9 protein-coding genes and 1 pseudogene are annotated in these 14,771 nt (G+C 61.3%); 3 read left to right on the top strand and 7 right to left on the bottom strand.

What is annotated here, in order from left to right; all coding sequences use genetic code 11:
• Nucleotides 1-392: 392 nt before the first annotated feature.
• The 3 genes from DCM80_RS05360 to DCM80_RS05350 all read right to left on the bottom strand — a co-directional run bounded on the left by DCM80_RS05360 (nucleotide 393) and on the right by DCM80_RS05350 (nucleotide 6,957).
• Nucleotides 393-632, bottom strand: a complete 240-nt coding sequence (locus DCM80_RS05360) for a hypothetical protein (protein ID WP_257196052.1) — start codon at nucleotides 630-632, stop codon at nucleotides 393-395.
• Between the two features lie 8 nt (nucleotides 633-640).
• Nucleotides 641-6,586 carry a tail fiber domain-containing protein gene (locus DCM80_RS05355; protein ID WP_257196051.1) on the bottom strand — a complete coding sequence of 1,982 codons (5,946 nt, stop codon included), beginning with the start codon at nucleotides 6,584-6,586 and terminating at the stop codon, nucleotides 641-643.
• 233 nt (nucleotides 6,587-6,819) lie between these two features.
• Nucleotides 6,820-6,957: a hypothetical protein gene (locus tag DCM80_RS05350; protein WP_257196050.1), complete on the bottom strand. Its 138-nt coding sequence runs from the start codon at nucleotides 6,955-6,957 to the stop codon at nucleotides 6,820-6,822.
• 97 nt (nucleotides 6,958-7,054) lie between these two features.
• Between DCM80_RS05350 and DCM80_RS05345 the strand changes: the two genes are divergently transcribed.
• Nucleotides 7,055-7,801, top strand: a complete 747-nt coding sequence (locus DCM80_RS05345) for a hypothetical protein (RefSeq protein WP_257196049.1) — start codon at nucleotides 7,055-7,057, stop codon at nucleotides 7,799-7,801.
• On the opposite strand, the gene DCM80_RS05340 is transcribed toward DCM80_RS05345, so the two are convergent.
• Nucleotides 7,788-8,669 carry an ArdC family protein gene (locus DCM80_RS05340; RefSeq protein ID WP_257196048.1) on the bottom strand — a complete coding sequence of 294 codons (882 nt, stop codon included), beginning with the start codon at nucleotides 8,667-8,669 and terminating at the stop codon, nucleotides 7,788-7,790. The genes DCM80_RS05345 and DCM80_RS05340 overlap by 14 nt on opposite strands.
• A 612-nt stretch (nucleotides 8,670-9,281) precedes the next feature.
• Nucleotides 9,282-10,475, bottom strand: coding sequence for a retropepsin-like aspartic protease (locus DCM80_RS05335; protein ID WP_257196047.1), 1,194 nt, complete (start codon nucleotides 10,473-10,475; stop codon nucleotides 9,282-9,284).
• Between the two features lie 136 nt (nucleotides 10,476-10,611).
• Here DCM80_RS05335 and DCM80_RS05330 point away from each other — a divergent pair, with 136 nt between their 5' ends.
• Complete coding sequence (locus DCM80_RS05330) at nucleotides 10,612-11,277, top strand: recombinase family protein (protein WP_257196046.1); 666 nt, start codon at nucleotides 10,612-10,614, stop codon at nucleotides 11,275-11,277.
• Between the two features lie 22 nt (nucleotides 11,278-11,299).
• Here DCM80_RS05330 and DCM80_RS05325 read toward each other — a convergent pair whose 3' ends face one another.
• Complete coding sequence (locus DCM80_RS05325; RefSeq protein ID WP_257196045.1) at nucleotides 11,300-11,596, bottom strand: hypothetical protein; 297 nt, start codon at nucleotides 11,594-11,596, stop codon at nucleotides 11,300-11,302.
• A 379-nt stretch (nucleotides 11,597-11,975) separates the two neighbouring features.
• Here DCM80_RS05325 and DCM80_RS05320 point away from each other — a divergent pair.
• A pseudogene (locus DCM80_RS05320) lies at nucleotides 11,976-13,355 on the top strand (type IV secretory system conjugative DNA transfer family protein); the annotation flags it as partial.
• A gap of 97 nt (nucleotides 13,356-13,452) precedes the next feature.
• Here DCM80_RS05320 and mobQ read toward each other — a convergent pair.
• Nucleotides 13,453-14,619 carry a MobQ family relaxase gene (gene mobQ / locus DCM80_RS05315; RefSeq protein ID WP_257196044.1) on the bottom strand — a complete coding sequence of 389 codons (1,167 nt, stop codon included), beginning with the start codon at nucleotides 14,617-14,619 and terminating at the stop codon, nucleotides 13,453-13,455.
• Between the last annotated feature and the right edge of the window lie 152 nt (nucleotides 14,620-14,771).

The following is a 14,771-nucleotide window of genomic DNA, read 5'->3' as shown; positions in this document are numbered from 1 at the left end:
GCCGTGTCACGGATCTGCAAGGAGGTTGAGTGGTGACGGGTGATGGATATGCAACGCCCCCCGCGGTGCTGGTCAGGCGACGGATTTGCAAGGTTTGGCGGGTGGGATTGGCGGATTTGTTGCGGATGCGTGGCTTTGGACGTTCACCCGGTTGTTCGCCGTTGAAATGACGGGTTACCAGGTTGGGGCTTGGCGTCTCGTGTGCTGCGATGCTCTTGCGCGAGGGATCGTGACCGGAGGCCGGGACAGCTGGCCCGGCGCGCTTGCGCGTAGAGCCCGGTTGGGTCGCCAACGCGCCGAAGATTCTTTCTTGAGGGAAGGTGAGCTGCGGTCCTGCGCGGGCGTGTTTTAGCGCGGGACGCAGACCTGCATGTGGCCGGTCGGTGGGATAGCTACTTGCGATGCAGGCGCTGGCGGATTTCGTAGAGCCGTTCGCGGGTTATTCTTCCGCCGCGCGGTCCGGTGAAGCCGAGTGCTTCAAGCCTTGCGGCTATTGCCGTGAATTCGGTGATGCCCTGTTTCGTCAGCTGGCGCATCGCCGCGTGGATGGCGCGGGCGTGCTGTTGCGCCTTCACGCGGTTGGTCCTTACCCCCTTCTCTGCGGCCTTGCGGGTCAGGACGGGGGTGTTCATCCCGTGTGCTAGCGCTGTCCCGCGCGCTTCTTCAATTCGTCGATGTCCCGTTGCTGGCTCTCGAGGCGCTTCCTGAGATCATCGTTGTCGGCTCGCAGGTTGTCATTTGCGGCCTTCAGCTCCTTCACCGCGTTGACCAGCGCGGCTTCGATGGGGCGGTCGGAGAGGGTAAGGTAGCCGCGCTGGTCGGTGCCGACCGCCTCGGGGATGGCCTTGGCCACGTCCTGCGCGGAGAAGCCCGCATAGGTGCCACTGGTGTCGTTTCCGCTCTTCGCGTTCCAGCGGTAGACGATGGGATTAAGCGACGTGATGGCTTCCAGGCCGCGGGCGAAGCTGCCCCTGATGTCCTTCAGGCGTTCGTCGGAGGAGGCGGTGATGTTGCCGGAGGCGTCGGTGGTGAGCGTGCCCGCGCCGTAGTTGGCGAACTGCACCGCGCCGCTGGCGTAGAGGGTGGTCACGCTGGTGCGGTTGGTGGTGACCGAAATGCCGGTGGCGGCGATGAGGCCGGTGCCGAGGGAGTTGAACTGGCCGGTGGTGCCGCTCACCGTTCCCACCACATCCAGCCTGGCGTTGGGGTTCACGGTGCCCACGCCCATGTTGCCCGAGGAGTCGATCACCATACGCATGTTGGTGCCGCCAGCGGTCCAGTCGTAGATGAAGAATTTGTTGGCGACGCCAATGCCGCTTTCGCTGCCGTTGCCAACACCGATGCCGTAAGTGCGCGCGGTGCCGCTGACCGTGAGGTAGGTGTAGCCGGTGCTGTTGGTGTTGGCGACGTTCAAGGGGGCGAACAGGCCGGTATCGGCCACCACGCTTAGCGCGGGGAAGCCGCCCGGCGCGGCGGGGGCTACCAGACCGACCCCCATGGTGGTGGCGTAGACGGTAGTGGCGGTGACGCCGAGGGCGGCCCTGACGCCGGTGGCGCTCACTGTCCCGTTCACTTCCAGCTTGCTGTTGGGACTGCCGGTGCCGATGCCGACGTAGCCGGAGCTTACGATGCGCATGGCTTCGGTGCCGGAGGTGGTGAAGGTGAGATAGTTGTTGCCGGTGAAATCGATAGCGTTGCTGGCGGCGTTGATGCTCCCCCCGTTGGGCATGGTTACTTGGGGAGTGCGGATAGTACCGCTGACATCCAGCTTGGCGACCGGCGCAGTGGTGCCAATGCCGACCAGACCTGTGGAGGTGATGCGCATGGCCTCCGTGGAGGAGGTGTTGAAGGTTAGATAGTTCTGGTTGCTGTTGGAGTTGCCGCCGATGGACACAGTATTGCCGGCCCAGAGCAAGCTGCCGGTTGAGCCGGAGAAGCTCATGCCTGAGCCATAGAGGTAACCGTTGGCATAGATGTGACCGGAGGTGTAGAGGGCGTTGTTGCCGATGTTGGCGGGAGCTCCAGCGCCGATGCCGACGCTCCCCGTTGTGCTGGAAATGCTGAGGCTGGAGCTGGCGACAAGATTGCCGGACTGGTCGCGGTAGACCAAGGAGCCGGAGGCGCCGGTAGAGACTGAACCCGCGGAAATGCCGGTGAGCAGGGAGCCGTCGCCGACGAAGCGCGTGGCGCTTACCGTGCCGGAGACTTCGAGCTTGGCAGTGGGGCTTGGGGTGCCCATACCCACGTAGCCGTTCAATGACCTGACGCGCATGGCCTCGCCTGCGCCGGGCTTGAAGACAATATCGGCCGTGCTGCCGCCAGAGGTGAGGAATTGCAGGCCGCCGGTGGCCGCCGAACTGGAGCGGATATAGAAGGCCTTGGCAACCGGGTTGGGGTCGAACGTCGCCGAGTCGGCGTAGGCGGATGAGGTGGAGAACAGGTTTCCGGCGGATGCATCGGAGCCAATACTCAGCAGCGTCGCCTGAGTGCTGCCCGCGGTGTAGTTGTTGATCGCAAGGATCGCGGTATTGGCTGCGTTGTTCTTCACGATATGCAGGGTCACGCTGGGATCAAAGGTGCCGATGCCGACATAGCCCGTGCTGACGATGCGCATGGCTTCGGTGCCGGAGGCAGAGAAAGCGAGAGTGACTGAGGTCGGCATGAACATGCCGGTGGTGTTATCGAGCGTAAACGTATGGGCCGGCGCGCTCGCGGCGCCAATAGCGGTTTGCACAACGTTGCCGGTGCGGATGGCCTGCGCTGCGTCCACCGAGTAACCGCTGCCCGGATTGCGACCAATGCCGAGAAGTCCTGAGATGTAGGCGTTGGTCGCTGAAACTGTACCGGTTGTAGAGACGCCGGGAAGGATAAAGCGCCCAGAAGAATCCATGTAGCCGGTGGTGGTGCCGCCGGTGGTGAAGCTGATGTAGCCGGTGGTGTTGGCGGTGACCTTGGTGGTGCCGCTGGCGATGTTGTCGCCGCCGGAGGCGCCGACGATGCCGGTAAGCAGAGAGCCGTCGCCGACGAAGCGGGTGGCGCTTATGGTGCCGGAGACTTCGAGGGGGGCGGTTGGTGTAGCGGTGCCGACGCCGACGTTGCCGTTACTGTGCAGATAGATCTGGTTGGCGTTGGTGAAACCGCTGGCTGAAGTTGTATCAAGCACCATGCCGTAGCCCCAGGCATTGCTGTGCAACCCTGTCAAGTCCATGAGAATATTGGCAAGGCTTGGGCCTGCATAGACTTGCACTCTCTGCTTGCTTCGTATGTAGCCGTTGACATCGAGGGTGTAGCTCGGCGTGCTGGTGCCGATGCCGACGTAGCCGGTGGAGACGATACGCATGGCTTCGGTGCCGGAGGTGACGGCTGCGATATAGTGGAGACTGCCATTGCCAGTGAGATAGTCGGTGACGCCGGACCACCCGAAATTGGTGCCGTTGTTAACTGTGACCCCGCCAGCTGCAACAACGCTGCCGACAGCGGTGATGTTTCCGCTGAGGTATGCGTTGGTCGTGCTAATAGGACCGGTGGTGCTAATGCCGGGGAGGATGAAATTGCCCACCGTGTTCATGTAGCCGGTGGTGGTGCCGCCGGTGGTGAAGCTTACGTAGCCGGTGGCGTTGGCGGTGACTTTGGTGGTGCCGCTGGCGATGTTGTCGCCGCTCGATGCGCCGATGATGCCGGTGAGGCCGGAGCCGTCGCCGACAAATCTTGTGGCGCTTACCGTGCCGGAGACTTCGAGGGCCACACTGGGGCTCACGTAGTTGATGCCGATCTTGGCTGCACCGCCCACCGCGCTCGCGGCGTTGGTCATGTCGCCGAAGATGCTGTTGCCGATGTTGAGGGCGTTGCCGGTAGTTGCGGCGGAGGGTGACGCATCATAACCGATAAGGATGTTCGAGCTTCCCGTCGTGACATAGCGGCCGGCATAGGCGCCCAGGAAGATGTTGTTGACCCCGGTGGTGAGGGCGCCGCCGCTGTAGCCGCCCACAGAGACGGTATTGGTGATGGTCGTGGAACCGCTGACGCCAACGGCGGCATTGGTGCCGACGGCCACGTTATTGCTGCCTCTGTCGTTGTAACGCAGTGCCCCCGTACCAAAACCGCTGTTGCCGGTCACCAAGTTGTTCTGCAATGCGCCGTCACCAAAGGCCGCATTGAACCCTCCGGTCAGGTTCTGCTCAAGCGACTGAACCCCAAAGGCGTTGTTGTTGGTGCCCGTGGTGTTGTTCGTCAAGGCGTTGCGGCCGAAGGCATTGTTGAAGCCCCCGCTGTTGTTGCTGAGGGCGAGAACACCCATGAAGGTATTGTTGATGCCGCTGGTGGTTATGGCTGGACCAAAGCCCGCGTTGCCGGTGCCGGCCAGATAGCTGAGCAGGGCGCCATTGATAGAAGCGCGGCCGAGAAGCGTCACAGCAGTGCTGTTGCTGGTGGCTGTCGTGCCTACCGTAAGGCTATTCGGAAAATAACCTGTACTAGCGGACACGCCACTGTTGGTCGTGCTGACACCTGGCAGGATGAAGTTACCCGCGGTGTTCATATAGCCGGTAGTAACTCCGCCGGTGGTGAAGGAGACGTAGCCGGTGGTGTTGGCGGTGACCTTGGTGGTTCCGCTGGCGATGTTGTCGCCGCTTGAGGCGCCGACTATGCCGGTAAGGCCTGAGCCGTCGCCGACAAACCTTGTCGCGCTTACTGTGCCGGAGACTTCGAGGGGAGCGGTGGGGGTAGTGCTCATGTTCAAAGCCGTCCAGCTCGTATGGATGGCGGTGCCACTTACTTGTAGAGCGGCGATATTGGAGAACGTGTTGACGCTCAAATTTCCTCCGTTCGGATTCAGCAGGAGTGGCTGTGCCCCGGCGAGGAAGTTGGTTTTGGAGACTTGAATGGTGCTGCCGCCGATGGTCATCGTGCGGTTGTTAGTATTGGCCTGCACGTCGAACATAATCCGTGTGCCTGCGCCGCTTCCGTCGTTAGCACTGAACGTGACACTTGTGTTGGCGGTGGAGTAAACATGCAGGGTGCCGCTTGGCGCGTTAGTGCCGATGCCGACGTAGCCGGTGCTGACGATGCGCATGGCTTCGGTGCCGGAGGTGCCGATGGAGACCATGTGGTTGCTGCCTCCGGCGCCGATAACGTAGTCAGTGCTTCCTGTTCCCCAGCTTATGCCGCCGAAATTAGCAGGCCAGAAGAAGCCACCGACAATATTCGTTGAAACATATAGACTGCCGCTGACTTGCATATTGTTGGCATAGACACTCGTTGCGCTTATTGGACCCGTGGCGCTCACTCCGGGAAGAATGAATTTCCCCGCCGTGTCCATGTAGCCGGTGGTGGTGCCGCCGGTGGTGAAGCTGATGTAGCCGGTGGTGTTGGCGGTGACTTTTGTCGTGCCGCTGGCGATGTTGTCGCCGCTTGATGCGCCGACGATGCCGGTGAGGCCTGAGCCGTCGCCGACGAAGCGGGTGGCGCTTACAGTGCCGGAGACTTCGAGGGGGGCGGTGGGAGTGACGTTGCTGCCGCTGAAGTTGATGCCGGTCCAACTGGTGGTGAGGACGCTGCCGCCTACGTGGAGGGTGGCGGAGGGATAAACATTACCGTTTCCAACTGCCACGTTGCCAGTGTTGCCGTCCAAGACCATTGCCGACTTGACCGTTGCTGTTGCGCCTTGGGCGCCGCCCGGTGCCACATAGAACTGAGTGCTGCTTGCGGTCGTTAGTGAACGAATGGCCAGTGCGGCCGTGTTAGCGCTTGTGTAATACCAGTTCGAGCCGGAGCTGTTCCACGCCATGTTGCGGTCGAATTCACCCGCCACGAGACTGCCGATTACTTCCAGCCTACCATTCGGAGACGATGTTCCGATACCGACTTGGCCGGTGCTGACGATGCGCATGGCTTCGGTGCCGGAGGTGATGACCGAGATATACTTGTTGGTGGAGTCTCCATAGAGAGCGTTATAGTTGTCCCAAGCGAACGTTCTGCCGCTTGAAACGAAAACAGACCCGGTGAATTGGGCAGAATAGCTGCCTCCCACGTAAAGACCATTGCCGGCCATCCATCCCGGCATTGATCCGCTTCCACCGATAACCAGTCCATTTGTGTAGTAGCTGTTCGTGGCGCTGATGGGGCCGGTCGCGGAAACGCCGGGGAGGACAAAGACACCTGAGGTATTCATGTAGCCAGTGGTCGTCCCCGCTGTGGTGAAGCTGATGTAACCGGTGGTGTTGGCGGTGACCCGGGTGGTGCCGGAGGTGATGTTGTCGGCAACCGTCCCGCCGCCGCTGGCCAGTCCCGCGGTGCCGTCGCAGAGGATGTTGGTGCCGTCGCTCCAGCAGATGCCGTTGCTGGTGAGTTTCGGCGTCTGCGGGTCGGTCATGCTGACGGTCGCGAAGTCGGACCATTCGCCGGGGGCGGCGTGGGATGTGAGCGGGAGTGGCAGGAGGAGAATAAGGAAAAGAGGAATGATGGCGGGGCTTAAGGATTGTATACGTTTTGCAAATCCATCGCCTGGAGCTTTGCAAATCTGACGCCCGTATGCTGGGCCCCTTCCCTTCGAGAGCAGAGCAGTGATCCGGGTTAGCAGCGCGCTCACTTGCACACCTGCTTGCGTCCGGTGAGAGGGCTTATCCGTTCGGTGCCGACCTTGCACACCGGCGCGCCGTCGCGGCGGGGTGCGGGCGTGGTCGGCGATGCGGCGTCGACATGCGCGGCCGGGGGCGTGTGTGCCGGCCGGGTTTTGACTGTTGCGAGCGGGGACGCCGCGACCGATGCCGCCATCAGGGCATACGCAGCAACGCGGGCTTTGTGTCCGAGCACGGGGGAAGCTTAGCGCGCATCATTGTATTCAGCAGCGGGGGTGCTGCTTAAGCAGCCAGTGGTGAAGTAATCGGTGATTACGGGCGTGGCAGGAAAGACACCTGCGGCGGCGTGGCGACGTTCTGCCACAGTGACGATGACCAACATTGCAGATCCTTTAGGTTGTGGTCAGCTCCGGTTCATCTTGGCGGCCGTAGTCTCCAATCCCGTTGTCATTTCCAACGCAGGAAAGCGGGGTCCGATCATGAAGCTCTCCCTTGTGATGGCGATTGCGGTGCCGTTAGTTTCAACCTGGCTGCCCCTTGCGTCCCCCGCCCATGCCGGACCTGAGCGGCCCGCCCTTGCGCTCGCTGAACGGTTCGGATGGATCCGGACGTCTGGATATGCCTACAGGACTTTCGAGCTTACCGCAGCGGAGAGAGAAGCCGCTATGAAGGCGTTGATGTCTACGGGACGGTACGACTACCTGATAGCGGCGGACGCATCGAGCGGGATGAGTGGTCCTGTAGCGCAGCTGCTCTCCCGCAGGTCCGACATGGTCGCCCTCGCCGATAGCGTCAAATTCACCGGCTCGAAGTCCGGTGTAGAAGCCGCTGGTCGATCCGCTTCGGAGGCTGCCGCCGGTCTTACGATCAAGCCGTGGTCTCCCACGCGACTGGAGAGCATGGGGTTAGAATCTGCTGTCACGAAACCTTCCGAGCGATCGATTACCATCAATCTCAACGGCAAGACCAAGGTTGAGCTGGCGAAGATCGATACCCCTCTTGGCAAGGTCAAGATTGAGGGAGAGGCCAACGTCTACGTGGTGGGCGGTGCGGTTGTCGGCCTATTTTGCATTTCGAATGAAGACTGCAAGGAGGCAATCGTGGAAGCGGCCGACGAGACCTTCGGCATCAAAAAGATGCGCGAAGTGGCGGACGTCGGAAGCAAGTTTGACGGCGGGAGCAAGCCGCTGCCGACATCTGCGATGCCGCCGGTCAACGTCCCGTAGACGGGACGTCCATTCGCAAGAATGCGGCTGCCTCGCTAGCCTTTGAGGCGGCGGTGAAGATCGCCCGCTTGTCGGCCTTCAGCACCTTCAGCCAGTGCGCCAGGTATTGTGCATGGTCGGCCCGCGGCTCAACGGCAATCCCCAGCTCGGCGCACAGGAACGCAGCGCCAAGCTCAGCCACCAGCTCTTCCATCGCGTATACTTCAGTTCCGAAGCGGCCGGACAAGTCCCGGTCGCAGCGATGCGCAGGGCCGGTCCAGTGGGTCAGCTCATGGAGCAGGGTGGAGTAGTAGGCCTCGGTCGCGGTTGACGTTGCCGATCCGGTGAACAGCTCACGCGGCGGCATGTGGATCTCGTCCAGCTTCGGGATGAAGCAGGCGCGGCTTCCGCCGTGGATGATCTTCGCCCCGGTACGGGCAATGAAGCCGTCCACGTCCCGCAATTCCTCGACCGGAGCAGCAACCGGGGCCTCGTTCAGACCGTCGACCTGGTCCGCGTTGAAGACCGGCGTCGCACGCGCAAACAGGCGGCTCTTGCGTTCGTCCTCGCCATCTTCGGCGGAGTCGACCTCGATCTCCTTGTAGAAAACGACGTAGGAAGCCTTCTGGCCCTTGCGGACGACGGCGCCCTTCTCGGCCCACTGCCGGTAAGTGCCCCACAGGTGCGAACCGTAACCATTGACCTGGGCCTCAACCCAGAGACCAAGAACGTTCACGCCACGGTACTTGTTGCCCGAGGCGATGTTGACCGGTGCCCGCCCGCCGCTGCCGCGATGCCAGGGCATCTGCCAGTGTCCCGCACCGGCCTCGATCGCCGCAACGATGCGGTCGGTGAGGTGCTGGTGGATATCGAAGCGTTCCTTACTCATGTCGTCTCTCCTTGTTTTGCGGCCATCCGGCCGTGCCGGCGACCGGGAGAGACGCGGAGAGACGGCTGCCGCACCCGCAGGGCGCGCCTGCGCGAGGGCCTGACCCTTGCGGCGGACGGGTATCCGCGTCAGGTCAGCCGACTGAGCATGGCCGGTGGACGCTAAGGAGAGACGTGAAAGGAAGGCTGCGGGAGGGATGCGCCAGCGCCTGCAGCAGAATGCGGCGAGATCAGTACGGAATGCGGCAAGATCAGTGGTGGCAAGGGCGGCTTGCTCCCATCCGGTCTTGCCGCTCCCGAGCGGCCAAGCTTGCTATCGCTTGGTCTTTCGAGCCTCGACGTAGTGGAAGAGATTATTGATCAGCGCGGGGGACAGGCACCGGCATTACGGCTGCACCAGCTGCTCGCCTCCGAGCCGCTCCAGCCGCGCGCCTTGGCGCCCGATACGCAATCGTCGTACGAACATGTCGCCGCCTGCTTGGGTTGCGGTTTCGAGGGTTTCTGCTGGGCATTGGCAGGACCAGAGATAGCAATGGCCGCGAGAAGAAGCGGAAGCAGAAAGCGCATAAGATATCCTTTTGCTGAATGAGAGTGATGACAGGCAGTCTGGTGGTCAGTTCAAGGCGCGTGGCTTTAATTCCAGTGCGCCACCGGCGAGTGTTATGTTGAAGCGGGCCAGGAATGTCATGCCCAAAAGTCCGTCAACCTGCGGGCCGTATGCGGACGAATGGCCGGTCGATACCGCGACCGGAACGTTCGCAGCCCGTGCGTTGCCGACCTCGACAAGCTGGGCGGTCGCCGGAGAGGACTGGATGGTGCCGCCGACGACGTAGAAGGTCATGGGATTGCGCTCATCGGGCGAGATGCCTGCGCGCGTTGCGAAAGACGGAGTGATCGAGACCATCGAGGCGCCGGTATCCACAATCATTCGTCCCTTCGCACCGTTGATGGTCACCTCGACAATGTTCGACGGCGCGACCAGCACCCGGTCAGACCCGGTCGCATAAGAAGCGCGGCAATTACCCATGTTGGCGAACTCATTGATCATCTGTGAGATCTGCGCCGTCTGCCGCTTGACGATGTCATACGAAAGATACATCTCCATCGGCGTGATCGCATCGCAGGGCCGGCCAAGCGCGTCGTACATCAGCGAGACCCGGTAGAACTCGCTCGCCGCCACCCTGGACAGGTCGGTGAACAGCTGAAGGGTGCTGAGATAATCGCTGAGCGCGGCGCTGTAGTTCTTCAGGTGCTCGTGGGCTGTCCCCCTCAGCACACGGTAGCGCCCGTTGGCAGGGTCGGACTTCACCATCGCTTCGGAGACTTCCAGCGCGCCCGCGTAGTCGCTGATGCGTGAGAGAGCGAAGTAGGCCCGCTCAAAGAGCGCTGCCGTCTGGCCACACCGTTCGCCGAATTTCAACACGATCTTCGCGCTCTCTCGCGGATAGCCCGCATCATCCATCAGGGAGGCGAGCGGTACGATTGCCTGTCGGTCACAAGGCTCCCGCTGAAGCTGGTCCAGAAGCCGGGCAGCGTTCTTGGTCCGCTCGAAACTGGCAGGAAGCGCACCAATTTCGAAAGCGTCGTAAACGCCCTTGAAGCGGCTCACCGGCTCCGGTTTCGGCTGTACTGGCGGCGCCCGTGTTTCGACCACCGCTGGCGAGGGCGCAGGTGCCGACCTGGCGACCGGTGCTTCTTGCTGAAGATAGGCGTAGGTGCCGATCGCTCCTGCAACAAGCACAGAGAGGACGATCGCTGCGGGAACGAGGTACGAAGGACCGTCTCCAGGACTGAACTCTTCTGCCATGGGGCACCGGCTTTGTGTGAGACGTCGGCTAATCCCGACGTTGTGCAGCCGTCTGCTTGATAGCGAAAATCCTGATTTACGCATGCGCGAGAAAAGCGCAGGCTAGGGAAAAACAGGAAAGAGCTTCTTTAGTTTCATGAAAGATGCAACCTCGCGAAAAGATTCAGTAAAGGCGGCTCGGAGGCTTTGCTCGGTACGCGAGGGAAGGGGGCTTGCAAAAATCAGGAGTTTTGCAAGCGAGCATTTGAATCCCATGCGTGTCTATGGGTACGCCCGTGTCAGCACCAACGCTCAGGAGCTGGACATCCAACTGGCCCAGCTCAATGCTGCGGGGTGCCAGAGGGTGTTTTGCGAAAAGGAAAGCGGCACCAAAGACAATCGCCGAGTGCTCTCCCAACTCCTTCGGAGATTGCGGCCCGGCGATACCGTAATCATTTGCGCGCTGGACCGTCTTACGCGAGGTGGTCCGTTCAAGATGCTGAGCGTTCTGACTGAAATTACGTCGCGAGGGGCGGCTTACAAATCCTTGGCTGAGCCTTGGGCGGACACGACGCACGAGTTAGGAGAGGTGCTCGCCGCTCTTGTCGGCTATATCGCGCGCAAAACTCGGGAGGATATCCTAAGGCGAACAAAAGCCGGGCGGGAGAGGGCATTGGCTCGTGGTGTGCGATTCGGTCGCAAGCCAAAGCTGGACCAGAGCCAACGGCAACAGGCGCTTCTGAGGAAGGCTGCCGGCGAACAGCTCGCGTCAATAGCGAATGCATTTAATGTAAGTGCGAGCACAATCTCTCGGTTGAAGTGAAGCTCAAAAGGGCGAAGCTCCGCTATTGCGGAGCCAGCCTTGCGTCTTGCGCACGCGCCTCGATGGCTCTCCCTAGAAGCATGGCTAGGAAGCTCGTCCTTACCTTGTCTATACGCAAGGCACGGCCGTTGGTGACTGCACGTCGCAGGCAGGTGGCGGTGACCGGCTTGTTGAGTTCATCATAAAGCCGCGCCATGTACTCCGAGTTCACTATTGTGTATCCGGGGCGATTCTTATTCTCCGCGATAAACTCCAGCTCTGCGGGAGTCAGGTCATGGATGTCTGTTCCGAAAGTCGCATCTACTACCAAGTCATTCATAGGAGAGTCCTCGGGCGAGCACCTCGTGCCGGCTAAGCCGGGCTAAGCGGAATAACGAGATGAGCCGGTATGCTCAGGGGCTTATGACCGCCCAGACAAAGCGTGCGCCTGACAGGAGGGCCGACTCCTCGTGCCCAATGGGGAACAGCCCAGACTTGGGCATTGCCCATGGTCAGCCCACCGCGATGGCATGGTGCTGCGTCAAGGGCGGCTTGCCGCTTGTCCTACCCTTGACGTGGTGGCGGGACGGCGCGACCCGATGTCGGATGTAGGGCTGGGATACATCCCGATCACGCTGTTTCATTGACTTATCGCGGCAACCTGCATCTTTGCAGTGCACTTGCTGGCTCGCTTTACGAACGCATGCCAGACTGACCAAATGGTGCAGATTGTGCTCTGGCTGCTGCGCGCCACCGTGCTGGTGGTGCGTATTGCACTCTCGGTCACTCGTTGCATCCTGACGATCGTGCATACCCTGTACCGATGGCACGGCTTCAACCCCGGTGGTGCGCTCGGCTCGGCTCGTTTCGCCTCCGGATGGGAGTTGCTATGGTCAGGAGTGCGGAGAGGATCTGGACCTATAGTCGGCCGGAAGGGCCGTTCTTTTTTGCGGTTCAACAAGGACGGGATGATCGCCGTGTTCGCGCCGATGGGCGCCGGCAAGGGAGTAGGGATCGTCATTCCGAACCTGCTCGACTATCGCGGCTCGATTGTTTGCACCGATATCAAAGGCGAAAACAGCGCCATCACACGCCGGCAGCGTGCCACGTTGGGCAAAGTGCGTACCCTCGATACGACGGACCCATACCACTCGGACCACTTTAATCCCCTTGACATGATCCGTGCCGGAACATTCCATGAGCGGGATGATGCTGAGGCGCTGGCCCGCCTGATGATCATTCCGGATGAGAAGACCAGCCATTGGGACGCTAAGACCGAAGGATTGCTGGCCTGCATCATTCTCTACGTGATGCAACTCGGAGTGGAGCAACGCAATCTGGCGCAGGTCCGCACCTTGTCGACCCTGCCGCCCGAATCGTTCAAGGAGCTATTGCGCACGATCTGCACATCCGGTGCACGAGCGGCCGCTGAGATCGCCGCAAGCTTCATGGCCATGGACGGCAGCGAAGAGTTCAGGAGCATTCTCTCCAACACGGAGAAGGCAACACGAGTATGGGCAGCGGGCGGTCCCGCCGGAGAAATCAGCCGATACTCCAACTTCGACCTCGGCAACCTCGTGAGGGATGTCAAAACTCTCTATTTGGTTGTCGACGAGGAGAAACTCGACATCTACGCAGGGTTCCTCCGCGTAATGGTCGGCAGTGTGCTCAACGCGCTCACGCGGTCCAAGAACCTGCCGCGCCCCAAGCGCAAGGTGCTCCTGTTGCTCGACGAGGCGGCCGCCCTTGGCAGCCTCGAGCCGCTTGAGCGCGGGGTAGGTTACCTTCGCGCCTATTGCACCCCTCTGCTGGTGTTCCAGGATTTAAGCCAACTTCGCACCATCTACCGCCGCGCCGGCTCGTTCCTCGCTAACGCCGCATGCAAGGTGTTTTTCAATGTCAGCGACCTGGATGCCGCCAAGTTCGTATCGGAGATCGTCGGGCAGACAACATCGCTGTCACGCAATGAGGGCACCTCGCATAGCAATGTCGATCCCATCCGCCAGCATCATTCGCTCGGTCAATCGGAAACCGGCCGCTGGCTGCTTGATCCTTCCGAAGTGATGCGGCTGCCGGGCAAACGTGCCATCGTCATGTACCGCAGCGATATCCTTCGCTATCCCGTACTTGCTTCGAAGGTCAACTATCGCTCGTGGCGGAATTTGCGCTGGCGCGGCAAGTTTGATGCATGGCCGGCTATTCCGGCATCCAGGGGCGTGCCCGTCCGCCGGCAAGAGTGCGCACCCGCCCAGCAAACCGATTGGCCCACACGGAGCGACGGGCCAACTGATGCTCGCGGATGCCAAGCAAAGCGAGGAAAAGGAGGTCAAGCTCATTGAGCCAATAGGCAATCTCGGCCAAACGTCGGCGCGCATGCGCTTGCCGCTCGACCCGATGCTCCGCGTCCTGAGATCTCCGCGCCTCGGCAGACTCGGCAAGCTTCGCAAAATAGAGCTGCCTTTCCCGTAACCGCGCCGCCTGGCGCTCTGCCTTCTGTGCTTCTTTCTGGTAGGAGTGAGCATTGCTGGCGAGACGATGCATGGCCCATTGCGCGCGGCTTCCACGGTCGAGGCCGGGATACCGAAGCTCACGCTGGATCGGGGTCTCGCTTTCCGTTCTCTTTCGCTTCGGTCCTGCCCGGCGTACCGTACTCTTTGGCTGCCGCCCCAGCGCATTCTTGATCTTGGGCCCCACGTGGACCTCGGGCTTGCGGGATAGCTCTGCAGCCAGACAGCGGTTACCAGACTGCCCCGCGTCAGCCTGGCGAGCGGCAAGGGTCCGATGATCGACGCGAGCCCGGTATCCGGCCCGGCTAAGCATCCTGTTCTGATGGTTAGCCCACGACTTTCGCCATGCGATCAGCATGGAATCGCTGTTCCAGGCCCGTGTCTTAACCGACCGCAGACCACCACCACCAGCTTGACGCATGGTGAGCAGCACATGGACATGATAGTTGCGCGGGTCATCACCTTTCTCGGGGACTGGCGCATGGATGGCAAAGTCGGCAACCATTCCCAACGCCACGAACTCGCTACGCACAAACCCGCGCACCAGCCGAAGCCGCTCTTCATCGCTGAGCTCGTGAGGCAAGGCCATATTGATCTCGCGGGCTAGCTGAGCGTCCCGGCGCTTCTCCATTCGCTCGACTGCGTTCCACAAGGTCTCGCGATCGTACAGCCATTCCGCTGCGCCATCAGGTGCCATGATCTCGGCATGCACCACGCCCTGCCGTCGCCGATAGTCTGCCTCGATGCCTCTGCGCTCATCTTTCAGCAAGACACCAGCCCGATAGGCCGCCATCGCGACCACCGAACGCCCTTCGGAGCGTTTCACTGGTTGTGCCGAAAGATGATATGAAGCCATTCCCCTCCAAAGACTTGTCGCCCTGGCGACACCTTACGGCCGCTGTGTCGGCCGTGCACCTATGTCGCGCAGCGATGTATAAGTGCGCCATTCCCTACCCAAATTTCCTTCCGACGCGTTCAGCGTTGCTTTTCTGCTTCACCGCGCATTCG

Source organism: Bradyrhizobium sp. WBOS08 (assembly GCF_024585125.1).
Taxonomy (GTDB): Bacteria; Pseudomonadota; Alphaproteobacteria; order Rhizobiales; family Xanthobacteraceae; genus Bradyrhizobium; species Bradyrhizobium japonicum_B.
This window is presented reverse-complemented; position numbering and strand designations above follow the sequence as displayed.